Origin of the sequence: Nocardia colli, assembly GCF_008704205.1 — a bacterium.
Taxonomy (GTDB): domain Bacteria; phylum Actinomycetota; class Actinomycetes; order Mycobacteriales; family Mycobacteriaceae; genus Nocardia; species Nocardia colli.
On the sequence record NZ_VXLC01000013.1, the window covers coordinates 62,619 to 84,495 of the forward strand.

Consider the following 21,877-nt stretch of genomic DNA (forward strand, 5'->3'; position numbering starts at 1 on the left):
CGATATTCGCTGCGGCGCAGAGGAAATGGGCACTGCACACTCACTGCCATTTCGTTGACGCGGCGCTGGATCGGTGCCAGCGTCGCGGCATGACCCAGCATGTGACAGTGGCCCGCTCTGACCTAGCGCGACTCATCGATGCGGCAGGTGCGAGCGACACCGTCCTCGCCGCGAGCATCCAGTCGATGGGCGTCGAATCGGCCGCGCGTGCGGTTCTGTGGGAGGTCCTCGATCGTGTGGATTTGCGCGGGTGCCCGCCGGTTGAGGTGTTGTTCCGGCTCTTTCTCGGCACGGCGGATATCGAAGCGGTGGTGCGGATAACCGACGATGGCTCGGAGATGCTGTGGGCGCCGGCTTCGGGGCGCGTCGCGGCCACCGTGGAACAGTCGTTGATCGAGCTGGTGCGCAGCGTCTTCGGGCCGCGCTGCGCGGCCTCGTCCGCTACACGGGTGCTTCGCTGGGACGACGTCTCTGACCCTGAGTCGTTCGGCAGGCCGCAACCGGCGTTCGAATCCGTTCGGCGGCTGATGGATTCGACCGACCGCGGATATCAGGCGGGATTGTCCGAGCTGTGTGTGCGGTACGGCTCGGACAAATGGGGGGTTCATCAGTATCCGCGACATTACGAGAAGCATTTCGAGGCAGTGCGAGATCGCCCTCTGACTATTCTGGAAATCGGTGTCGGTGGCTACGCCGATCCGCGGCGCGGCGGCGAGTCCTTGCGGATGTGGCGGCGGTTCTTCCCGCGCGCCGCGGTATTCGGCATCGACATCATCGATAAGTCCGCGCTGTCCGGGCAGCGCATGACAGTCCTGCAAGCCGACCAGTCCTCGGCAGCGGACCTGGCCCACGTCGTCGAGGTGACCGGGCCGCTCGACATCATCATCGATGATGGTAGCCATGTCAGCGCCCACGTGATCGCCACCTTCAACGCGTTGTTCCCTGCTCTGCGCCACGGCGGGATCTACGTGATCGAGGACCTTCAAACGTCCTACTGGCCCCATTTCGGCGGCAAGGCAGGCATTTACACGGACACGTCGACGAGTGCAGGGTTTCTGAAGGCCATGATCGATGGCCTGAACTACGAGGAAATCGATGGCAGGGAATCCGGACCCACCGACGCGTGCATCACGGGGATGCACTTCTACCACAACATGGCATTCCTCGAGAAAGGCGAGAACCAGGACGGTGGTGCACCGTCCTGGCTCCGGGGGAGGTGAACTATCGACTGTTCGGGTTGTAGGGATAATCCTGAACCCAGTGAAATGTCCGTCCGAGCAAGGGAAGTGAGTCCAAGTCGAGCTGCCGCAGCGAGATTTCCACTCGGTGTCCGTCCAGCGTGCCGGACAGCGTGAGGCGGTCCGGTGCCGGTGTATCCAGCGCCAACGTGTTGATTTCCGTAGGCCGGTCGAATCTGGTCAGTTCCAATCGGTGGTTCGTGAGGTCGACGGTGGCTCGATAGAAGCCGATCGAGTCGTTCATCCGCTGAAACTTGAACTCGTCGGGATATTCGAAAAACACCCGGCGCCATCGGCGCTCGTCCGTGGTCAGCGGTGCGACTTCCTGCCCGTCCGATATCAGCCGCTCTACATTCCACACCCCGAACAGCGGTGGTTTCGGTCGGCCCTCGCCGTGCTCGCCCCACGCCGTGACGCAGTCCTGGACGATGGGGATCGTGATCCACAGCGCGAGGAAAATCTGTGCGAACAGAGCGATCCGGTTCAGTCGACTGGTTCGGAAGAGCGGTGGCAGTGTCGAAAGTCCGACCGGCCGACGGGACAACAGGACATCCAGCAGACGGCCGAGTTCGGGCGCGAGCAGAAATCCGCTCATCAACAGAAGGTGCAATGACATGGACTTGACCGGAACGTCATAGGTCAGGTTCAGCACGAAGACTTGGGTCAGTCCGACTGCGCCCAGGACCGCGCCGAGCGTGGTCGTCCGCGGCAACAACAGCAGTAACCCACCGACCGCCTCGAAACTGCCGATCAGGATCTCGTAGGCCGGCGCCGCGCCGACGGAGGACCAGAGCAGTCCCATCGGTGTCAGCTCACCGAATGGTGTCACCAGCGTGGTCAGCGGGGGTGACGGCATCTGCGTCAGCATTAATTTAGCCACGCCGTACAGCAGGAGTTGTCCCGCCAGGTTGAACCGCAGGAACAATCGGAACCAGGCAAGCAGCCTCACATAATTGCCACGACGGCGATCCAGGACGGACCAGACAAGGGTTGCCACGGCGGCAATGACGAGCAGGCAGAACAGCAGGATCCAGTCATAGGTCCGGTCACTACTCGCCGTTGCGACGTGCACCAGCGGCTCGCGCACACCGACGATGTGCGCGGCCGTCCAATCGACGATTGGTGTCATCAGCCAGCCTGCGTTCAGTCCGGCGGATGGTCTGCTCAGGAATCCGAGAATAGGGCTGACGATCTGGGTGAATAAGCAGTACAGACCGAAGTGCACGACGCAGAAGCGGAAAATGATGCGGGTCAGCAGGTTCCATGCGCTGACCGCGGAATCTTCGCGCTGTTCCTGCCGCGGCTGTGCACGCGTGATCACTGACATTCGAAATCAGTCCTTCGCTCGCCGGCGGCGCGAGCGTCACATTGCTCGTGGCTCGGCGAATTATTCAGGCATGGTCGTTGATTCGGCCCACGTGTCGAGTTCCGCGAGACGATCGGCCAAGACCATTCGGTTGTTCGCGGTGAGTTCGGTGCGGCCGAGGATCTTCTGGAAAAGGTGGCGATACAGCTCCACCGTCGCTCGGTCGTAGTCGTAGCGGAACACCGAACGGTCATCGACACCGTGCAGCGATTCTTCGATACCGCTGTCGGTGGCGAACTCCGCTAGCCGCGTCACCTGCGCTTCGGACAACCCATCCGGGAACAGGATCTGCCACCGGTGTGCTCTGGGCTCGGACATGATGGTGCTCCTGTTTCTTGTCAGTCGAAGTCGAAGAACGTGGTGTCCGCGTCGTAGCTGGCTTCGCGTGGATAGGCCAGGTCCCGTAGCCAGTCGTCGAACTGCCGGATCGACTCGCGCATCAGGTCGAAATCCTCAGCGGTCAGCGGTTCGTCGTTCAATACTGCGCGCAACGTCCGGCGGTGAGCATCGACTTCATCGCGATCCAACGCACCCGAGTACCAATATCTGGGATCCCGCCCCGCGCGGACGAAATCCACGGAGTCGGGACCACAGATACCTTCGGCGACTGCGAAATCCGCGATCCGCTCGATCGCTTCCTTGGTCGCCCCGGGCTCGAACCGTATCTGCCATTGTCCGGTGGCGGGTGATGCGTCCGCAGTGCCGTTGTTCGGATGATCCAAGTCAGTCACCAATCCGGTTGAGGTCTTCGTCGTACGTGCCCATCCGGGTCTGCTTCGAGCCGAGCCCTTCCGGTGAACTCGCCATCTTCCAGCGCCCCCCGTTGTGGCCGTCGACGTCCTGCGTAATGTACAGATTCTTCTTCGAGTGCTTGAAGATCAGGCACCCGTGGCTCTTGCCGACTTTGGCTTCAGCGTAGCCGAGGTCTTGGGCGGCGGCCCGGTCCTCGCCGTCATTGAATCGCTTGCCCGCAACGGCCTGGAATCCGAATGGCACACCAGGGGCGTCGGTTTCGACGGCGATCGGCGCGGCGAGCGCTGGGGAGTCGGAGCCGGGTGCGGCAGCCGCCTGGGTGCTGGTCAACGCGACCAGTGGCAGCGCTGCGAACAGCAGTGCGACAAAGGATTTGCGGATAGTCTTCATGGTATTTCCGATCGTCGAGGTCGCTCGGCAAGGCCGCCGAGCTGAAACGCTTTGGCTATCAGTGCTTCGGGCGCCGCCATAGCAGCCGACTGCTACGACGGCGGCCGAAAGGCTGCTACATGACGGTGACGATGGTGGCGTCCTCGTTGATCGCCACGGAGATCCCGCCCCAGGTCACCTTCCAGGTGCGGTGTTCGGGCTGCCATTGCCCCTCGTATTTACTGAGGATGGCGTCTTCGACCTGGCTCTCGTTGATCCTCCGCTCGGCCATTCGCTGACGCGCGTGATCTGTGTAGCCGGCGATGTAGTGGGGCCGACGTCCCGCGACCTCGTCGAACCGGATATCGGTTACCGCGGCAGCCCGGTCGGCCACGACGGATATGGGACTGATATCCGGTGCGACGGTGGAAGTCGCGGCAGCGAAGGGCATTCCGGACAAGAGAATGGCAAAGGCCGCCAGCGGCGGCGCCGCCATACGGATGATCGATCGCAAGGGTTCCCCTCCTTGATGAATTCCGAGCTCCTGCAGCCCGGTCTGTTGTCGGTCAGGCAGCCGACCCGATCGCCCCCCGACGGACTTATCCTGCATCGCCGTGCGGCCGATCGCATTGGCCTGAGGCGCTTTTGGCACCCGGCTGGCAGTCGGTGTGGTGGGGCTGGATGGCCTCCAACGTCTGCCGGAGGCCATCGGATAGAGCGTTAGGCAATTACCGAAGCGGTCGGAGAATCAGCCCTGCGGACCACGGTCGGGCCGAGGGACCCAGACAAATTTGTAGTCACCCACATGCTTGCATTCGTAGAACCCGTCTTGAATCCACACGATCTTGCCGTCTTGTCCAGGTGCGCAGTACATCTCGGCGACGTCGAACGATCCGGGGACCTGCTGTGCGACGGCAATAGCCGGACCCCGCACCGGAGTGTCAGCGGATGCTTGGGCCGGCAAGCCGAGCAGGCTGATCCCCGCCGAGATTCCCGCGATTGCAGCGGCAAAGCGCAGTTTTGTCATGAGTGAAATCCTCTGTGTAATGCCGACGCAGGTTTGCGTCGATCGCAAGCGAGAATAGTGCTGCGCCACGATCGCGAAAGCAAGAAAAGACTGCCAAATGTATTGTGGCACTGCATATTACAAATATGCGACCCGGCCTCAGGCGGGCATTGCGCGGGTTGGCGAAACTCCGATCTGCTCGGATCCATCGCAATGAGATCGCAGTACCGGAACGTTGGGCAATAGGTGCCGAACTGGTTATGGGCAGGCTGGTGTTGCGGCTGCCACATGGCTGCCAACGACGCGGCGAGGGTGTGGCATTGGCACGGGTCGAGGCATCTTGCACGCGGAAAAGCGTGCTCGCTCAATGACAAAGCTGGGCAGGCAGGGCGGTGCTGCGGATATCGAGCAGGTCATTGCGCGGCGGGCGCGACCAGGTCAGTCTTGGTGCGGTGCGCAGTAAAGCGTTGCGGTTGTGCGAGTTCGGCGGGTAGCGCGGTGGCGGTCGGCGTCAGTATGTGCTGTGGGCTATCTGGGTGACGGCGCGGCAGGCGGCGCGGAGTGTGTTGAGGAGCGACCCGCGGTGGTCTTTCTCGGCAACCTGGGGCGGTTCTTGTGCCGCTGGTGATTCGGGCTGCGATGTCGAGCGGCGCTTGGTCGGCCATGGCTTGCCGGGTGCGCCGAGTACGTCGCGCTCGTAGGTGAGGTACCAGTGTTCGTGGGTAGACATCCCGGACTCCTCGGGTCGGGGTATACACGCGATCGGCCGCCGCGGATCGCGGTCGGGCCCCCGCGGCCGACGGTGTAGGTTCCGGCCGCGTATTTCGTACTGGACGTGACGAATTCGAGGGTGATCGCGACGGGGCCGGGAAGCAAGTGCCGGCCGTAGTTTGCACGCGGAGCGTGCCATCTGAACAGAAAAGCGGCTCGGAACGTGTTGTTCCGAGCCGCTTTTCGTTGTAGCGGGGACAGGATTTGAACCTGCGACCTCTGGGTTATGAGCCCAGCGAGCTACCGAGCTGCTCCACCCCGCGTCGGGTGTTCCCCAACCTTACACACAGAGTGGCTGGATACGAAAACGCCTGGTGGGGCGTGTCGTAGGGGTGGTGGGAGGCCTGTTTGCCAGGTGGCAGCCGGGGCGAGACCAGTGTGGCCTGAGTCACAAACATATGGAACTCGAGATAGACATCACTCGACGTTTCCCGAATCGTGACCGAGGTTTATCGTTGCTGCTTAGTTTGTGGGCGCTTGGTCGCCGCGGTCCGGGGATGGGGAATGGCCGCAGTTCAACAACTGATGTGCGGTTTTCTTATTTCAGGAGTTGCTGATGGCGCTGACTCATCGCGGACATCGGACCGAGCGGGGCGACGCGCCCGCGGTGCAGGCGGGTGGTCCGGCGGGCTTCACTCATCGGCAGGTGCTGGTGATTCTGAGTGGCCTGGTCCTGGGCATGTTCATGGCGGCGCTGGATCAGACGATCACGGCGACCGCGGTCCGGACCATCGCCGACGATCTGTCCGGTTATTCGTTGCAGGCGTGGGTCACCACGGCGTATCTGATCACCGCGACCTTGACCACGCCGCTGTACGGCAAATTGTCGGATATGTACGGTCGCAGGCCATTTCTGCTCGCCGCGATCGTGATATTCGTCGGCGGATCGCTGCTGTGCACGGTGGCGCAATCGATGTATCAGCTGGCGGTGTTCCGGGCGATTCAAGGCGTGGGGGCCGGTGGGCTCATGTCGCTGGCGTCGGCGATCCTCGGGGACATCGTGAGCCCGCGCGAACGAGCCAGGTACCAGGGGCATTTCCTGGCGACCTGGGCGATGGCCAGCGTGATCGGGCCGGTGCTCGGCGGCCTGTTCGCCAGCCAGCACACGATTGCGGGGATCACCGGGTGGCGCTGGGTGTTCTTGATCAACGTTCCGGTCGGCTTGATCGCGCTGGTGGTGGTGTATCGGGTGGTGCGGATGCCGAAACGCGACCCGGTGCGGGGGCCGGTCGACTGGCTGGGCACGGTCGCGTTCGCGGCCGGCATCGCGCCGTTGCTGATCGTGGCCGAGCAGGGGCGCGGTTGGGGGTGGACCAGTGTCGGCGCGGTGATCTGCTATTCGATCGGCGTGGCCGGGTTGATCGCGTTCGTCGGGATCGAAGCGAAGATGGGCGACGCGGCGCTGATTCCGTTGCGGCTCTTCCGGAATCGGACTTTCGCGCTCGGTGTCGCGATCGCGATGGTGGTGGGGGCGTCGCTGTTCGGCGGCATCATTCTGGTGCCGCAGTATCTGCAGGTCGTGCGGGGCGCCAGCCCGATCGCGGCGGGTCTGCAACTGCTGCCGATGGTCGGCGGTTTGATGGTGGGTTCGATCGTGTCGAACCGGCTCATCGCGCGGAGCGGGCGCTATCGGGCGTTCCCGATCATCGGCACCGCGACGGTCGCCGTCGGCTTGTTCCTGTTCCACTATCTGACTCCGGACACGCCGCTGTGGCGGACCATGATCTTCATGGCGATCACCGGAGTGGGGCTGGGAAATCTGTTGCAGCCCATCACTTTAGCGATCCAGAACGCCGCGGCTCCCGCGGATATGGGCGTGTCGAGTGCGGCCGCCACGTTCTTCCGTCAGGTCGGCGGCACGCTCGGGGTCGCGGCACTCCTGTCAACGCTGTTCGGGCTGTTGCCGGCCAAGGTGACCGGCGCGATCGAGACGGCCTCGACGCACCCGGCCTATCAGCAGGCGGTCATCGCGGGGCTGCACAGCGGCAACCCGGCTGACGTCGCGTTCGCGCAGGGGCTGGTCCAGCACGACTCCGCCGCGGTCCAGAAGGTGCTCGACGACAGTTCGGTGATCCAGCAGCTGAACCCGACGCTGGCCAGTCCGTTGCAGACGGGCTTCGCCGAGGCCATGTCGACCGTGTATGTCGTGGCGTCGGTGCTCGCCCTGGTCGCATTGGTGATGGTGCTGTTCTGGAAGGAGATTCCGCTGCGGGAATCCGGCGGGATCGACGCCGATGCGCGTGCGGACGGAAGTGGTCCCGAATAGGGATAATCATCGGAATAGGCAGGAATCGGACAGTTTGAAATCCGTGTTGCAAACTGTTAACTGCTTATTAATGGTGGCGATATTCGCGGCCCGAAGGCGGTTTTTCGACCACTCGCAAAAGAATGGTTAACCGCGCTCCGGTGACCGATTTGCGTAGTTATCGGACCGACGAGTCGATCGTCGGGGTCGCCCGATGGTTCCTGCCTGTAGGAATCTGAACGATTACATCCTCGCAGCTCAGCGCCAATTCTGGTGCGTATGGGCGATTCGGGTAGTTCCAGACGGAAGGAATTATGTAAAGACGTCCCGGCCTGTCTGTGAAATGGATTACAGCACCTTGAACTGTATTAGCTGGGGGTTCACTGTATCTGATACAAGGTGTCGCATGATGAGATGAAAAAGTCATCGATTTGCGATGCGAAACCTACCCACCGGCTCGCGAAGTGGTCCGATCCACCGCTCTGCCGCAGGGGTTGGAGAGCGCGACAGCGTGGTCGCCGATATCGGAACACGGCAAAGAAGGTTGACCATGGTTGAACTACTCGACGCAATGGCGGTGGAGCAAATCGACACGAACTTCTTTCGGGGCAAGCTCCAGCACCGAACCGCGTTGGTCCGGACGTTCGGCGGCGAGGTGGCCGCGCGGGCGCTGGCGGCGGGTTCGTCCGGGATGCACGCCGGATTCTCGGTCCATTCGATCCACGGGTACTTCGTCCGGCCGACGACGCCGGAGATTCCGATCGACTACCTGGTCGACACCGTCAAGCTCGGCCGATCGTTCGCGGTGCGCCGGATCCGGGCGTTGCAGCACGGCCGGGAGACCTTCCTGATGGTCGCCTCGTTCCACGTCGGCGGTCACGGCGTGCGGCACGCCGACCCGTGCCCGGATGCCCCTGAACCGGACGACCTGGCGCCCATCGGGATGGGCGACACCGGCAACGAATGGGACGGCTGGGATATTCGCCGGGTACCGGACGGCGCGACCTGCGCAGCGCGCCAACAGGTTTGGCTCCGATACACCGGCGAGCTGCCGGACTGCCCGGTGACGCACAGCTGCGCGCTGACCTACGCCAGCGACATGACGCTCCTGGGCGCGGCCGTCGCGGCGCACCCGGGCATCGCCATCCAGACCGCCGCGCTGGACTATTCGATCTGGTTCATGCGCCCGTTCCGGGTGGACGACTGGCTGCTCTACGACGAGATATCGCCGTCCGCGGCCGGCGGCCGGGCCTTCACCCAGGGCCGGATATTCAGCCGCAGCGGCGACTTGGTGGCGATGGTCGCGCAGGAACGGATGCTGCGGCTGGCCGAGCCCGCGTTCCTGTCGGACGCCGCGGACCTGCTGGATCGGGAGGCTTCCTGATGGCCCCCGTGTATGTCGGCCTCACCGACAAGGCTTTTCTGCGACTACACCACGGTTACGGCGCGCCGGTCATCAGCCAGACGGTGACCGTCATGGCGAACCGGCTCACCGACGATCAGCTGAGCGAGATGTACGCCCAGCTGCGCTCCGGCCCGTTCATGCGGCGCGTGCGGCGACCACGCGTGCCGTTCGCCCGATGGCGCTGGGTCCTCGCGAACACCGCTTTGCCGTTGAGCTTGGAGCGTGCGGCGATCGATGATGCCGCCGCGCTGGCCTGGGCGAACGATCAGGCGCAGTACCCGCTCGATCCGGAAAACGGCTACGGGTGGCGGCTTTCGGCGGTACCCACTCGATCCGGCGGCATGGTCTGCTCCTGCGTCGCCTCACATGCCATCGCCGATGGTCACGCGGGACTGATGGCGGCCATCGGACTGGTGCAACCGGAAGTCGCCACGACCGAGGGGCTCAACGACGTCGTCCGGCTCCGCGACGAACTGAAGGACGGCATGAATCGCGGCATCGCCGTTGCGCGAGAGGTGGTTTCGGAGGCGCGGTGCGCCTATCGAGATCCGGCGCACCGCAAGGCGATACGCCAGGCGTTGGCCAAAGGTGAAGGGGCGCAAGAGCCCGCACCGCTCGGCTGGCGCGAAGGCTCGGTGATCGCCACCTTCGACGCGGCGCACTGGAAGGAGCTCGCCGCCCGGCGCGGCGGTTCCGCCAACACCCTCTACCTCGCGCTGGTCGCCGATCTCCTGCGACACTGCGGATCGGTCGGCGAGACGACCCCACTGGTGTTGATGACCGCCGTGCGCATCCTCCGGGAGCAAGACCAGATCGATTCGAATTCCTTTGCCCGCGTGCCGATCATGGTGCAGCGGGAGTGGCTGGATCGATTCGACCTCGGCCCGCTGCGCGCCGCCAGCAAGGACGGGTTCAGCACGGTGCACGGCGTGGGCGCCGGCGGCATCTCGCGCCCGCGGAACATGCCGCCGGAGCTGATCGATGTGCTCCCCGAGGGCGTGGTCGAACGGCTCGTCGACACCCCGCCGATCACCGTCGGAATGTGTTCGAACATGGGCGTTCTGGACCCGTTCGTGCCGACGGTGATGCGCCACGGCGCGGAGCCGACCGCCTTCGTGATGCGTGGCGTGTTCCAGGGCATCGACACCGAACAGGCGGGGCGGCAGCCGATCGCGCTGGCGACCTGGCTCTCGGAGTTCGACGGGAAGATCCAGTGGGTCCTGGAGAGCCTCAAACCCGAAATGGCGCACACCGACGAAGAACTGGGCTTCCTGGCGCGACTGATCGCCGAGGCCTGGGGTTTGACCCCGCTGCAGGTCAGCACCGGCGGCGGCAGCACAAGCAAGACAGCCAGGGAGTTCTCATGACCAAGCCACTGATCAAACTGGGCACCGACTTCGTCTACGACCCGCACCCGGTGTACGACGAACTGCGCAAACACGGCCCGATCCATCACGTCCTGCTGCCCAACGGACTGACCTCCTGGCTGGTGGTCGATTATCAGCTGGCGCGTGAGGTGCTCGCCGACGGCCGGATCAAGAAGGGCGCGGCGGCGTTGGCTCCGATCACGACTCGCCTGCGGCCCGGCGATTCCTACACGACGGTGAGCACGGACCTGTGGGAGCACATGCTCAGCTCCGACCCGCCGGACCACACCCGCCTGCGCAGGCTGGTGACCAAGGCGTTCACCGCGCGCACCGTGGAGCAGTTGCACTCGCGCATCGATGCGCTCGCCGATCGGCTGCTCGACGAGATGGCGGGCAAGCCGGAGGTCGACCTGATCGCCGACTACGCGCTGCCGATCCCGATGACGGTCATCTGCGAGCTCTTCGGCGTGCCGGAGGCCGATCGCGCGCGGTTCCGCGAGCTGTCGACCACCATGACGGCCGCGTCCGCGGAGAACGCCGAAGATCAAGTGGCGGCGGCGAATTCACCGTTCTACGCGACGGCGGCCGAGCGCGGTGCGGCGAGCATCGAACTGGCCACCTATCTGATCGGGCTGGTCGCCGAGCGCGCGAAGGATCTCGGCGAGGACCTGCTGTCCCAGCTGATCATGGCCAATCACGAAGGGGACAAGCTCAGCGACCGGGAGCTCATCGCGATGCTGTTCCTCATCCTGGTGGCCGGCCACGAGACGACAGTCAACCTGATCGGCAACGGGCTCTACGCGATGCTGCGCGATCGAGTGCTCTACGAGGAGCTGACCCGGACGCCGGAACAGATCCCGGCGGCGATCGAGGAGTTCCTGCGGCACGAGGGCCCGGTCCACCTGGCCACCCTGCGCTATACCTCGGAGCCGATCACCTTGGCGGGCATCGACATTCCGGCCGAGGAGCTGGTGTCGGTGTCGCTGGCCGCGGCCGATCACGATCCGAGTCAGTTCGCGAACCCGCACGGCATCGAGATCGGTCAGACCGGCAAGAGCAAGGGCGGGCACCTGGCCTTCGGGCACGGCATCCACTACTGCGTCGGCGCGCCGCTGGCCCGGCTGGAGGCCAAGGTCGCCTTCGAGAAGATCTTGGCTCGGTATCCGAACATGAAGATGGCCGACGAGGTGCAGTGGCGGCCGAGCACCTTCCTGCGCGGTCTGCAAACCCTGCCGACCGTGATCGACTGACCGACCGAGGGCCCAGATCAGTCGTGATCTGGGCCCTCGAATCGTCGATCAGCCGAACTTGATGCCCTGTGCCAGCGGCAGTTCGGCGGAGTAGTTGATCGTGTTGGTGGCCCGGCGCATGTACGCCTTCCACGAATCCGAACCGGATTCGCGGCCGCCGCCGGTCTGCTTCTCGCCGCCGAACGCGCCGCCGATCTCGGCGCCGGAGGTGCCGATGTTGACGTTGGCGATGCCGCAGTCGGAGCCGTCGGCGGCCAGGAAGCGCTCCGCCTCGCGCTGATCGGAGGTGAAGACCGCGGACGAGAGTCCCTGCGGCACTTCGTTGTGCAGGGCGATCGCGGTGTCGAAGTCGTGATAGGTCAGCACGTACAGGATCGGCGCGAAGGTCTCCTCGCGCACCACCGCGGTCTGCGCCGGCATCCGCACGATCGCGGGCCGCACGTAGTACGCGTCGTCGCCGAAACCGTCGACTCGTTCACCGCCGCAGATCAATTCGCCGCCGTCGGCGAGCGCCTTGTCCAGCGCGGCACGCATGCCCGCGTAGGCCCGGCCGTCGATCAGCGGACCGACCAGCACCCCGTCCTCGAGCGGATTGCCGACGCGCAGTTGCTGATACGCGCTCTCGATCCGCTCGACCAGCGGACCGACCACGTCGGCGTGCGCGATCAGCCGGCGCAGCGAGGTACACCGCTGCCCGGCCGTGCCCGCCGCGGCGAACACGATGCCGCGCGCCGCCAGCTCCAAATCCGCTGAGGGCGTGACGATCGCGCCGTTGTTGCCGCCCAGCTCCAGCAGGCAGCGGCCGAACCGCTCGGCCACCCGTGGCGCCACGATCTTGCCCATCCGCACCGAGCCGGTCGCGCTCACCAGCGCCACCCGCTCGTCGTCCACCAGCTGCGAGCCGATCTCCGCGCCACCCTGAATCAGCTGGTGCACTTCGGGATCCGCGCCGACGTCGGTCGCCGCGCGCCGCAACAGCGAGTGGCAGGCCAGCGCGGTCAGCGGCGTCGTCTCCGACGGCTTCCACACCACGGTGTCGCCGCAGACCAGCGCGATCGCGGTGTTCCACGCCCACACGGCCACCGGGAAGTTGAACGCCGAGATGACCCCGACGACGCCCAGCGGGTGCCAGGTCTCCATCAGCCGGTGGCCCGGCCGCTCCGAGGGCATGGTCTGGCCGTAAAGCTGGCGCGACAGGCCGATCGCGAATTCGCAGACGTCGATCATTTCCTGCACTTCGCCCGCGGCCTCGGGGCCGATCTTGCCGGCCTCCAAGGTCACCAGCTCGGCGAGCTCACTCTTGTGCGTGGTGAGCAGTTCGGCCAGCCTGCGCACCACCGCGGCGCGGATCGGGGCGGGCACCGTGCGCCAGCCGCCGAAGGCCGTGGCCGCGCGCTCGATTGCGGCCTCGACCTCGGCCGATGTGCTGGACCGCAGGGTGGTCAGCTGGGTTCCGGTGATGGGGCTGCGGGCGGGCAGGTCGCCCGATTCGGGGGGTTCCACGCCGAGCCCGCGCAGCACCGCCGCCGCGCGCTCCGCCAGTTCCCGGGTGGTCTGGTCGCCGAGTACATCCGTCATCTGTTGCTCCGCCGTACCTTTCGGCCGCATTGCGGCATATCTGTCCCATGTCTTGGGAGGATCGGGGTGAGGTTTCTGCCACGAGGGGGTCCGCCTGGGTTAGTCTCCGCTGATGGCGGATACACCTGCACGACCTGCACTCGACGACATTGATCGCCTGCTGATTCGTGAATTGATGGCCGATGGGCGCGCCACCTTGTCGAACCTGGCCGAGAAGGCGAGCCTGTCGGTGTCCGCCGTGCAATCGCGGGTGCGCAGGCTGGAAGCGCGCGGGGTGATCCGCGGCTACACGGCGCATGTCGACCCGGAGGCACTCGGCCAGCTGTTGTCGGCATTCGTCGCGATCACTCCTCTCGACCCTTCGCAGCCGGATGACGCCCCCGCAGTGTTGCAGCACATCCCCGGGATCGAGGCGTGCCACTCGGTGGCGGGCGACGAGAGCTACATGCTGCTGGTCCGCGTGGCCTCGCCGCGGCACCTCGAGCAGCTGCTGCAGGAGATCAGAGCGACCGCCAACGTCAGGACTCGAAGCACCATCATCCTGCAGACATTCTATGACAGGTAGCCGTTACGTGTAATTAATCCGCTTTCCTGTACAGAAACCGTAAATTTTCGTATCCTCGATGGCGTGACCATCGAACTGGAACGCACCCGCCCGGCGGTCACCCCCGCCGCCCGGGTGCACGAGATTCTGTCGGCCAGCATCCTCGCTGATGGCTTCGATTTAGTGCTGGACCTACAGGAGTCCCGCGGCTGCACACTCGTCGACGAACGCGACGGCAGCTCCTACCTGGACATGTTCGGCTTCTTCGCGTCCAACGCGCTGGGGATGAACCACCCGGCCTTGGCCGAGGACGCCGACTTCCGCGAAGAGCTGGTGACCGCAGCCCTCAACAAGCCGAGCAACTCCGACATCTACACCGTGGAAATGGCGCGGTTCGTCGAGACGTTCGTCCGGGTGCTCGGCGATCCCCGGCTGCCGCACCTGTTCTTCATCGACGGCGGCGGGCTCGCCGTGGAGAACGCGCTGAAGATCGCGTTCGACTGGAAGAGCAGGCACAACGAAAGCAACGGCCGCGCACCGGAACTCGGCACCAAGGTGCTGCACCTGACCGGCGCGTTCCACGGCCGCACCGGCTACACCATGTCGCTGACCAACACCGACCCGGTGAAGACCGCCCGATTCCCCAAGTTCGACTGGCCGCGCATCGACGCGCCCTACCTGAGCGACGACTTCGACATCGACGAGGCCGAGGCCCGCGCGCTCGATCAGGCGCGGCGTGCGTTCGCCGAAAACCCGCACGACATCGCGTGTTTCATCGCCGAGCCGATCCAAGGTGAGGGCGGCGACCGGCACATGCGGCCGCAGTTCCTGCAGGCCATGCAGCAGCTCTGCCACGACAACGACGCGCTGTTCGTGCTCGACGAGGTGCAGACCGGCGTCGGCATGACCGGCACCACTTGGGCCTACCAGCAGCTCGGCGTGCAGCCGGACATCATCGCGTTCGGCAAGAAGACCCAGGTCTGCGGCGTGATGGCGGGCGGGCGCGTGGACGAGGTGCCGGACAACGTGTTCGTGGTGAACTCCCGGATCAACTCGACCTGGGGCGGCAACCTCACCGATATGGTGCGGGTGCGGCGCATTCTCGAGGTACTCGAGCAGGATTCGCTGATCGAACGGTCGCGGGCGCTCGGCGCGCATCTGCTCGAGCGGCTGCAGACCCTGGCGGCGCAGCATCCGAGCATCACCGAACCGCGGGGACGTGGGCTGATGTGCGCGGTCACCGTGTCGTCGGTGCAGCTGCGCGACGAGGTGCTGACCGCGTTGCGTGAGCGGGAGCATGTGCTGATCCTGGGTACCGGTGAGCGGAGCATTCGATTCCGTCCGCCGCTGACCGTCGGCATCGCCGAGCTGGACGCGGCGGTGGACGCGCTGGATCGGGTGCTCGCCGGCTTCGAGTAAGCGAGGCTTCACGCACTGTCCGCCCGACGGAACTCCGTCGGGCGGACCGAGCGTTTTGCGGTCTAACCGGATGTTTCCGGCAAACTTCCTTTCCCGGCGCGGACTGCCAGGAAATGCCGGCGGCAGCCCTTAGGCTTCGCACCCATGTCATCTCGTCTTCACCACCCCCTGGCACGGTGCAGCGCGTGAACCGACCGCGCACGTACTCGAGCCGCGCGCCCCATCCTCTCGTCGTATCGATCGCGGTCCTGACCGCCGTAACCGGTTGCGCCGCCGGCGAAGCGGGAACGGTCGCCGCTCCCACCGCCACCGTCGCGGCCGCCGCCCCCGCTCCGAACCCGGCCACTCTGCTACCGGGGATGCCGCCGCCGCTGTCACCGACCGATGTCTACGCCGCCGACCGGGAACTGAGTCCGGCTGTGGCGGAACATCGTTCGCTGGTCTACGTGCCGAACAGCCAGTCGCACACGGTGACCGTGATCGATCCGGCCACCTTCGAGGTGATCGACAACTTCCCGGCCGGCGGTGCAGAACCGCAGCACGTGGTGCCGTCCTACGACATGCAGACGCTGTACGTCACCAATGATCTGCCGATCGGCTCGGGCAGCCTGCTGCCGATCGATCCGCGCACCGGCACTGCGGGCGAACCGATTCCGGTGCGCGACCCGTACAACATGTACTTCACGCCGGACGGACAGTTCGCGGTGGTGGTGGCCGAGGCGGACAAGTCGCTGGACTTCTACGATCCGCACAGCTGGGAGAAGCTGTACTCGACGGCGGTGCCCGACTGTGCGGGCGTCGATCACATGGACTTCACCGCCGACGGCCGGTTCGCGCTGGTCAGTTGCGAATTCATCGGCCGGATGCTGGTTTTCGACGTCGCTCAGCGCACGGTGGTCAAGATGATCGATCTGCCGGACGGGCGTTCCGGCATGCCACAGGACGTGAAGTTGTCGCCGGACGGGCGCACGTTCTTCATCGCCGACATGGTCGCGGACGGCGTCTACACCGTCGACGCGAGCACCTTCGAGAACAGTGGGTTCGTGCCGACCGGCAAAGGGGCGCACGGGCTTTACGTGACCCGCGACTCCAGCCAGATGCTCATCACCAACCGGCACGAAGGCAGCATCTCGGTCTGGGACTTCGCCGCGAATCGGCTGGTGCACAAGTGGTTCCTGCCCGGCGGCGGCAGTCCGGACATGGGCAACATCTCCGCCGACGGCCGCGTCTTCTGGGTGTCCGGTCGCCATCACGGCGAGGTCTACGCCGTAGATATCGTCAACTGGAATCTGTTGGCGCGCATCCCCGTCGGCAAGGGAGCGCACGGGTTGACCGTCTGGCCGCAGCCCGGTCGCTACTCCACCGGGCACACCGGAGTCATGCGGTAGATCTTGCCGCCGCACACATTTCGTGGTGTCGCGCACCATATCGCCGGCAATAACGTGCGCGGGCGGCGAAGAGGTGCGCGGCGTCGTCTGGACGCGCGTCGGTTGCGGCGACGCGCGGGGGTCAGCGGGCGGTGGCGCGCAGGCCAAGGGCACCTTCGATGAAGCGGTGGATGGTGGTCAGGCCCGCTTCGAGGGCGGGCTCGTAGCCCGCGCGGGCCCAGCCGGTGAGTTCGGCGGTGCCGTCGCCGGTGGGGCGCGCGCCTACCTCGGCGACCATTTCCGCCGTCGTCGGTTCGCAGACCGCCCAGGAGAAGTGGGATTCCTCGGCCCATCCGGCGGTGCGCAGCGCGACGTAGCCGGGGTCGGTGATGCCGCCCGCAGCGAGTGCGGGCCGGTCGTCGATGCGGTCGTCGGCGCGCAATGCCCGCAGATACCAAGTGCCTGCGTTGATCTCGATCGGTTCCATCAGCGTCCACGCTCGGCGCGGTGCTTCGGGGTCGCTTGCTCCATACCGCGAGGCTAGCGGTCGACCACGATGCGGCCGTCCCGCAGTACCGCGTCGCGCGGTGATATCGGTGGGCGGATCGCCGGTGACGACGAGGAGGTCGGCGGCCCAGCCGGGTTCGATCACGCCGATGATGCCGGTGCGCAGGGCGCGTCGGTCATGCACCCGAATATGTGGCCGCCGTGGCAATCAGTCGATGGCATCCTGCCCGCGGTTCCTGCGGTCGCCGCGATCCCGTCGGCGATCGCGGTCACGGTCGTCATGGTTGTGCCTGCTGCCGAAGAGCAAGGCGCCCATCAGGGGGATGGCGAGGAACCACAGCCAGCTGCCCGTGACGAAGAACAGGATGACCGCGAGGATCGGGATCACCGCCATCACCCGCTCCGGCCATTCGGAGAGGAATCCGGACTCCGGTTTCGCCGGTACCGCCGCCGCTTTGACCAGCGGATCCGGCAGATCGGCGAATACCGGCGTGATGTCTCCGCGCGTGACCGCGGCCGCGACAACCGCACTGCGCTCGTCGAATTCCGCGACACTGAGCCGTCCGGCCGCGAAATGATCGGACAGTCGCTGCATCGCCGCTTCACGTTCCGCGGTGCCGATACGAATATCGGGTAGGTCCTCCATGAGGAAAAGGCTAGCGGGAGGTTCGGCACTATGGGTGAGACGTGGTTCGGCCACTATCGCCTCGATCGATTGCTCGGCAGCGGTGGCACCGGACAGGTGTGGCGTGCGCACGACAGCATCGCCGATCGGGTCGTCGCGTTGAAGGTGCTGTCCGCCACGGTCGCGGACAACCCGACCTACCGTCAGCGGTTCACCAGGGAGGCGCGGCTGGCCGCGCAGGTGCGTGGACCGCACCTCGCGGCGATCCACGCGTTCGGCGAGTTCGACGGCCGGCTCTATCTCGACATGGAGTTCATCGACGGCACCGACCTGGCCACCCTGCTCCGGCGCGAGGGGCAGCTCTCGCCCGCACGGGCGGTGGCGATCGTGGTGCAGATCGCGCAGGCGCTCGACGCCGCGCACCGGGCGGGGATGGTGCATCGCGACGTCAAACCCGCCAACATCATGGTCGACGCCGCCGGGCTCGCGCATCTGATCGACTTCGGCACCGCGTACCGGGCCGACCAGCCGGCGATCACGACGAGCAGCAATGTGGTGGGCACCCTGGCCTATATGGCGCCGGAACGTTTCGTCGGTGCCGGCGATGCTCGCTCGGACCAGTACGCGCTGGCCTGTGTGCTCTATGAATGTCTCACCGCGCAACGGCCGTTCGGCAACGGTGACGCGGCGCAATCGCTGCACGCGCACCTGATGACCTCGCCGCCGCTCGCCGCGGACTGGAACCCGGCGGTGCCCGCCGGTCTGGATGCGGTGATCACCCGCGGGATGGCCAAGGTTCCCGAGCAGCGGTGCGCCAGTGCGAGCGAGTTCGCGTCGGCCGCGTACGCCGCGATCACCGGGCTGGACGTGCCGACGGTGGAGACCGCGGCCGTGGCACGGCCGACCACAGCTGTGCTGCCGCGGATGTTTCAAGGGGCAGAATCGACGGCGATGTGGACGAACGGTTCGGGCGCGAAGCGCGGATCTCTGGGCGGTGGTGAGGTGACCGCCGACGCCGAGGGGGACGGAACCCGGCGTGTCCGTTCGGTTCCCGCTGCGCGCTCGGGCCGTGATTCACGGCAGCGGAGGCGATCTCGGCTTTCGGTCGCCGTGCTGGTAGCGCTGCTCGTGGCGGTGAGTGCCGCGCTGTGGCTCGGGCGGCCGGGGCGGCCCGGATCGGATTCGGCGGCGCCGACATCGGTGCCGACGACCACGGCTGCGGCACCGTCGTCCGAGTCTCGGCCGCAGGTCGTCCCCGCACAATCCCCGGTGCCGCAGGTATCGACGCCGGTGCAGGCCGCACCGGTGGTCGCGACCGCGCCGGTCGCCTGGCAGCCATGCGATCCGGCAGTGGACGTGCGCGGCATCGGCGGGGACGGCACGCCATTGCAATGCGTCGCCACCATCAGCGGTCTCGCGAATTGGCTGCCGGCGGCGGTGGGGAATCCCAAGGCGGCCGCGCCGAAGCCGGATCTTCCGAAGCCGGACCCGCCGAAGCCGGGTCGGGAGGACTCGCCTGGCAACGGCAACGGCAACGGGCATGGCAAACACGGCAACGATAAATAACGCATCGCCGGGTGTTGCTGACGACACACTGGCCGGTCGCGCGGGGCGGGGTTAGGCTCCGAAGAGGTTGGGTTCTTTGGTGTTCGCGGCGTGAGCTGGTGTTTTCCGGTGTCGCCGTGGTTGATCGGAGACCGGCGGGCCGGGCCTGGACAAGTCGACGACGACTGGAGGTTCGCGATGGGGGAGGTGCGATTCGGGGGATACCGGCTGGAGCGGTTACTCGGCCGGGGTGGCATGGGGCAGGTCTGGCTGGCGTATGACGACGCGGGCACGCGCTGGGTGGCGTTGAAGCTGCTGCCGACCGAGCTCGCGGCGGATGCGGGGTATCGCAAGCGCTTCGAGCGCGAGGCCGAGGTGGTGGCCAAGCTGCGCGACCCGCATATTCCGCGGATCCATCGGTTCGGGGAGATCGATGGGCGGTTGTTCATCGATATGGAGTTCGTCGAGGGGCATGATCTGGCGAGCAAGGTGGCCGCCGGGAAGCTGGCCCCGGCCGCGGCGGTCGGGATCGTCGGGCAGGTGGCGCTCGCGCTGGAGGTGGCGCATCGGGCCGGGCTGGTGCATCGAGATGTCAAGCCGTCCAACATCGTTGTGCATTCCAGTGGGTTCGCGTATCTGATCGACTTCGGCATCGCGCACGGGATCGGCCAAACCGCGGTCACGACAACCGGATTGGCGATCGGGACGCTGGCCTACATGGCGCCGGAGCGGTTCACCGGTAAGGCGGACGCGCGGGCGGATGTCTACTCGCTGGGTTGTGTTCTGTACGAATGCCTCACTGCCGCCAGGCCTTACGGCGATACCGACCCTGCGCAGCAGATGCATGCGCACCTGATGACCGACCCGCCTCGTGCCGCATCGCGCAATGCCGCGGTTCCGGCTGCGTTGGATGCGGTCATTGCCCGCGCGATGGCCAAGAAGCCTGCCGATCGCTACTCCACCGCGGGAGATTTCGCCGCTGCGGCACACGCCGCGATCGGTACCCGCCCGCCTGCTTCGCCGAAACCGCCTGCGCTGACCAAGGTTTTGCCGGAATCCGGCCCCACGCCCACTCGGGTCGAGACCCGTCGAGCGGAACACGCGCAGCCGATGTGGGGCGTGCCGTCATCGCGCCCTACGCCTACCCGTCTGGAGACCGGTCACGGAGGATTCGCGCAGCCGATTGAGGTGGAGACCGGTCACGGAAGATTTGCGCAGCCGGTCGAGGCTGGTCAGGGCGCGCCGCAGTCCGGTCCCACAGTTGCTCGTGTGGAGGACGGTCGAACGGGCGGTGTGCTGCCGGCGTGGGGTGTGCCGCAATCTGGACCTATAGCGAATCGGGGCGGGCAACCGAGGGCTGCCGGCCATGGGGCGAAACCGCTTGCGCCGACGAAGATTATGCCCGAGCCGGGGCCGACGCCGACTCGAGTGGAGACTCGGCTCGACGTGCTACGTGCGAATTATCCCCCGCTGCAGCCTCATCCAGGATCGCCGCGCGCAGTTTCACCGTATCTAGGGCCCGCGTATCCGATAGTTCCGCAGCGCGGTGCTGCGGGGTGGGACGGAAGCCCATCGAATCCTGTTGCACCGCAGCAAGGCTCGGTCGTGCAGGCCGCCGCTCGGGGATTGCGTGCGCTGGTGCGCCCGCGTTCGGTTCCGTCGAAGCCAGGGCCGGCCGGTCCGGCGGCGGGCCCTCATGTGATGCAGTCGCGACCGGGTGCGCCGCAGCAGCGGTATCCGGTCGGGTATGGGCGGAAGGTTTTCCCGGCGCCAGCGAAACCGCCCAAGTATCAGCGGTATTCGGATCCTCGACGGCCGATCGTGCCGGTGCGTCGCCGGCGGCGTAAGCGCGGCGGGGTGCTGTCCAAGGTGATCGGGGCGCTGGTGGTGATGTTCCTGACGCCGTTCATGTTGGCGGCGGGCTGTGTGGCGCTGTTGGCGGGCACGCGGGCCAGTGACTCGGGTGGGACCGGTGCGCCGCGGCCGACGGCGATGGCCGAGGAGAATCCGGCACCACCGGATCAGCCTGAGGCGCCGGGGATTCCGGCCGCGGGTACGCCGGTGCGGGACGGCAAGTTCGAGTTCGTCGTGCGCGATGTCGACACCGATGTGCACCGCGTCGGGCTCCAGTCGGCGACAGGCTCGTTCGTGGTCGTCACCCTCGATGTCCGCAACATCTCCGACGAGTCGAAGTGGTTCCTCCCGGTCGGCCAACGTCTGTTCGACGCACAGGGCACCCCCTTCGAACACAACATCACCGCGACCCTGTGGCAGGCCACCCAGCACGGCTACAGCTCATCGTTCGAGCTGACCCCAGGCCAATCCGCCACCACCCAAATGGTTTTCGACGTACCACCCGGCACCACCCCAACCCACCTGGAACTACACGACTTCGTCCTCTCCAACGGCGTCTCGGTCCGCCTGGACTAACGCCGGCCTGATCGTCGGGCCGGGAAGAATAGGTTTTCATGATCAAGGGGAACTGGTGTTGGTATCGGCCGACTTGGGTTCAAGGGGTGGAT

At 66.0% G+C, this 21,877-nt stretch carries 20 protein-coding genes and 1 tRNA gene; 10 read left to right on the forward strand and 11 right to left on the reverse strand.

Annotation, left to right across the window (positions count from 1 at the left end):
* Positions 1-89: 89 nt before the first annotated feature.
* The gene (locus F3087_RS24315; protein WP_150404345.1) at positions 90-1,220 is read left to right on the forward strand and encodes a class I SAM-dependent methyltransferase; all 1,131 of its coding nucleotides are present in this window, start codon (positions 90-92) and stop codon (positions 1,218-1,220) included.
* Between the two features lies 1 nt (position 1,221).
* On the opposite strand, the gene F3087_RS24320 is transcribed toward F3087_RS24315, so the two are convergent.
* The 8 genes from F3087_RS24320 to F3087_RS24355 form a co-directional block, all read right to left on the reverse strand.
* The gene (locus F3087_RS24320; protein ID WP_191094118.1) at positions 1,222-2,325 is read right to left on the reverse strand and encodes a DoxX family protein; all 1,104 of its coding nucleotides are present in this window, start codon (positions 2,323-2,325) and stop codon (positions 1,222-1,224) included.
* Between the two features lie 300 nt (positions 2,326-2,625).
* Positions 2,626-2,922 carry a hypothetical protein gene (locus F3087_RS24325; RefSeq protein WP_150404347.1) on the reverse strand — a complete coding sequence of 99 codons (297 nt, stop codon included), beginning with the start codon at positions 2,920-2,922 and terminating at the stop codon, positions 2,626-2,628.
* A 20-nt stretch (positions 2,923-2,942) separates the two neighbouring features.
* Positions 2,943-3,335, reverse strand: a complete 393-nt coding sequence (locus F3087_RS24330) for a hypothetical protein (RefSeq protein WP_150404348.1) — start codon at positions 3,333-3,335, stop codon at positions 2,943-2,945.
* The gene (locus F3087_RS24335) at positions 3,328-3,747 is read right to left on the reverse strand and encodes a toxin C-terminal domain-containing protein (protein WP_150404349.1); all 420 of its coding nucleotides are present in this window, start codon (positions 3,745-3,747) and stop codon (positions 3,328-3,330) included. The genes F3087_RS24330 and F3087_RS24335 overlap by 8 nt, the downstream gene beginning before the upstream one ends.
* Positions 3,748-3,862: 115 nt before the next feature.
* Positions 3,863-4,240 (reverse strand): DUF4258 domain-containing protein, encoded by a 378-nt coding sequence (locus tag F3087_RS24340; RefSeq protein WP_191094119.1) that lies wholly within the window; start codon positions 4,238-4,240, stop codon positions 3,863-3,865.
* A 234-nt stretch (positions 4,241-4,474) separates the two neighbouring features.
* Positions 4,475-4,753: a hypothetical protein gene (locus F3087_RS24345; RefSeq protein WP_150404351.1), complete on the reverse strand. Its 279-nt coding sequence runs from the start codon at positions 4,751-4,753 to the stop codon at positions 4,475-4,477.
* Between the two features lie 490 nt (positions 4,754-5,243).
* Positions 5,244-5,462, reverse strand: coding sequence for a hypothetical protein (locus F3087_RS24350; RefSeq protein ID WP_150404352.1), 219 nt, complete (start codon positions 5,460-5,462; stop codon positions 5,244-5,246).
* Positions 5,463-5,692: 230 nt separating this feature from the next.
* Positions 5,693-5,766 (reverse strand) — tRNA-Met (locus F3087_RS24355).
* A gap of 293 nt (positions 5,767-6,059) precedes the next feature.
* Here F3087_RS24355 and F3087_RS24360 point away from each other — a divergent pair.
* The 4 genes from F3087_RS24360 (at position 6,060) to F3087_RS24375 (ending at position 11,770) form a co-directional block, all read left to right on the forward strand.
* Positions 6,060-7,769, forward strand: a complete 1,710-nt coding sequence (locus tag F3087_RS24360) for an MDR family MFS transporter (RefSeq protein ID WP_150404353.1) — start codon at positions 6,060-6,062, stop codon at positions 7,767-7,769.
* Positions 7,770-8,298: 529 nt separating this feature from the next.
* On the forward strand, positions 8,299-9,132 hold the full coding sequence (locus tag F3087_RS24365) for an acyl-CoA thioesterase (RefSeq protein WP_150404354.1): 834 nt from the start codon (positions 8,299-8,301) through the stop codon (positions 9,130-9,132).
* Positions 9,132-10,520 carry a hypothetical protein gene (locus F3087_RS24370; protein WP_150404355.1) on the forward strand — a complete coding sequence of 463 codons (1,389 nt, stop codon included), beginning with the start codon at positions 9,132-9,134 and terminating at the stop codon, positions 10,518-10,520. The genes F3087_RS24365 and F3087_RS24370 overlap by 1 nt, the downstream gene beginning before the upstream one ends.
* Positions 10,517-11,770: a cytochrome P450 family protein gene (locus tag F3087_RS24375; protein ID WP_150404356.1), complete on the forward strand. Its 1,254-nt coding sequence runs from the start codon at positions 10,517-10,519 to the stop codon at positions 11,768-11,770. The genes F3087_RS24370 and F3087_RS24375 overlap by 4 nt, the downstream gene beginning before the upstream one ends.
* Positions 11,771-11,818: 48 nt before the next feature.
* Here the strand turns inward: F3087_RS24375 and amaB are convergent, their stop codons facing one another.
* Entirely contained in the window at positions 11,819-13,348 is a 1,530-nt protein-coding gene (gene amaB / locus F3087_RS24380) for an L-piperidine-6-carboxylate dehydrogenase (RefSeq protein WP_150404357.1), read from the reverse strand.
* 112 nt (positions 13,349-13,460) lie between these two features.
* On the opposite strand from amaB, the gene F3087_RS24385 reads away from it, so the two are divergent.
* The 3 genes from F3087_RS24385 (at position 13,461) to F3087_RS24395 (ending at position 16,699) form a co-directional block, all read left to right on the forward strand.
* Entirely contained in the window at positions 13,461-13,913 is a 453-nt protein-coding gene (locus F3087_RS24385; protein WP_150404358.1) for an Lrp/AsnC family transcriptional regulator, read from the forward strand.
* A gap of 63 nt (positions 13,914-13,976) precedes the next feature.
* The gene (gene lat / locus F3087_RS24390; protein ID WP_150404359.1) at positions 13,977-15,311 is read left to right on the forward strand and encodes an L-lysine 6-transaminase; all 1,335 of its coding nucleotides are present in this window, start codon (positions 13,977-13,979) and stop codon (positions 15,309-15,311) included.
* Between the two features lie 185 nt (positions 15,312-15,496).
* A complete protein-coding gene (locus tag F3087_RS24395) occupies positions 15,497-16,699 on the forward strand; it encodes a YVTN family beta-propeller repeat protein (RefSeq protein ID WP_223885306.1) in 1,203 nt (400 codons plus the stop codon).
* A gap of 121 nt (positions 16,700-16,820) precedes the next feature.
* Here the strand turns inward: F3087_RS24395 and F3087_RS24400 are convergent, their stop codons facing one another.
* Entirely contained in the window at positions 16,821-17,165 is a 345-nt protein-coding gene (locus tag F3087_RS24400; protein WP_150404372.1) for a hypothetical protein, read from the reverse strand.
* A gap of 228 nt (positions 17,166-17,393) precedes the next feature.
* A complete protein-coding gene (locus tag F3087_RS24405; protein WP_150404360.1) occupies positions 17,394-17,831 on the reverse strand; it encodes a DUF1707 SHOCT-like domain-containing protein in 438 nt (145 codons plus the stop codon).
* A gap of 30 nt (positions 17,832-17,861) precedes the next feature.
* Between F3087_RS24405 and F3087_RS24410 the strand changes: the two genes are divergently transcribed.
* Together F3087_RS24410 and F3087_RS24415 are read left to right on the forward strand one after the other, a co-directional pair.
* Positions 17,862-19,376 carry a serine/threonine-protein kinase gene (locus tag F3087_RS24410; protein ID WP_150404361.1) on the forward strand — a complete coding sequence of 505 codons (1,515 nt, stop codon included), beginning with the start codon at positions 17,862-17,864 and terminating at the stop codon, positions 19,374-19,376.
* A gap of 177 nt (positions 19,377-19,553) precedes the next feature.
* Positions 19,554-21,785, forward strand: coding sequence for a serine/threonine-protein kinase (locus F3087_RS24415; RefSeq protein WP_150404362.1), 2,232 nt, complete (start codon positions 19,554-19,556; stop codon positions 21,783-21,785).
* The last annotated feature ends 92 nt before the right edge of the window (positions 21,786-21,877 follow it).

Excerpts from the sequence above, each read along its gene's own strand:
- F3087_RS24400 (WP_150404372.1), bottom strand. The coding sequence starts at position 17,165 with ATGGAACCGATCGAGATCAACGCAGGCACTTGGTATCTGCGGGCATTG.
- F3087_RS24365 (WP_150404354.1), top strand. The coding sequence starts at position 8,299 with ATGGTTGAACTACTCGACGCAATGGCGGTGGAGCAAATCGACACGAAC.
- F3087_RS24375 (WP_150404356.1), top strand. The coding sequence starts at position 10,517 with ATGACCAAGCCACTGATCAAACTGGGCACCGACTTCGTCTACGACCCG.
- F3087_RS24345 (WP_150404351.1), bottom strand. The coding sequence starts at position 4,753 with ATGACAAAACTGCGCTTTGCCGCTGCAATCGCGGGAATCTCGGCGGGG.
- F3087_RS24415 (WP_150404362.1), top strand. The coding sequence starts at position 19,554 with ATGGGGGAGGTGCGATTCGGGGGATACCGGCTGGAGCGGTTACTCGGC.
- F3087_RS24405 (WP_150404360.1), bottom strand. The coding sequence starts at position 17,831 with ATGGAGGACCTACCCGATATTCGTATCGGCACCGCGGAACGTGAAGCG.
- F3087_RS24350 (WP_150404352.1), bottom strand. The coding sequence starts at position 5,462 with ATGTCTACCCACGAACACTGGTACCTCACCTACGAGCGCGACGTACTC.
- F3087_RS24335 (WP_150404349.1), bottom strand. The coding sequence starts at position 3,747 with ATGAAGACTATCCGCAAATCCTTTGTCGCACTGCTGTTCGCAGCGCTG.
- F3087_RS24410 (WP_150404361.1), top strand. The coding sequence starts at position 17,862 with ATGGGTGAGACGTGGTTCGGCCACTATCGCCTCGATCGATTGCTCGGC.
- F3087_RS24325 (WP_150404347.1), bottom strand. The coding sequence starts at position 2,922 with ATGTCCGAGCCCAGAGCACACCGGTGGCAGATCCTGTTCCCGGATGGG.
- F3087_RS24385 (WP_150404358.1), top strand. The coding sequence starts at position 13,461 with ATGGCGGATACACCTGCACGACCTGCACTCGACGACATTGATCGCCTG.
- F3087_RS24360 (WP_150404353.1), top strand. The coding sequence starts at position 6,060 with ATGGCGCTGACTCATCGCGGACATCGGACCGAGCGGGGCGACGCGCCC.
- amaB (WP_150404357.1), bottom strand. The coding sequence starts at position 13,348 with ATGACGGATGTACTCGGCGACCAGACCACCCGGGAACTGGCGGAGCGC.
- F3087_RS24315 (WP_150404345.1), top strand. The coding sequence starts at position 90 with ATGACCCAGCATGTGACAGTGGCCCGCTCTGACCTAGCGCGACTCATC.
- F3087_RS24370 (WP_150404355.1), top strand. The coding sequence starts at position 9,132 with ATGGCCCCCGTGTATGTCGGCCTCACCGACAAGGCTTTTCTGCGACTA.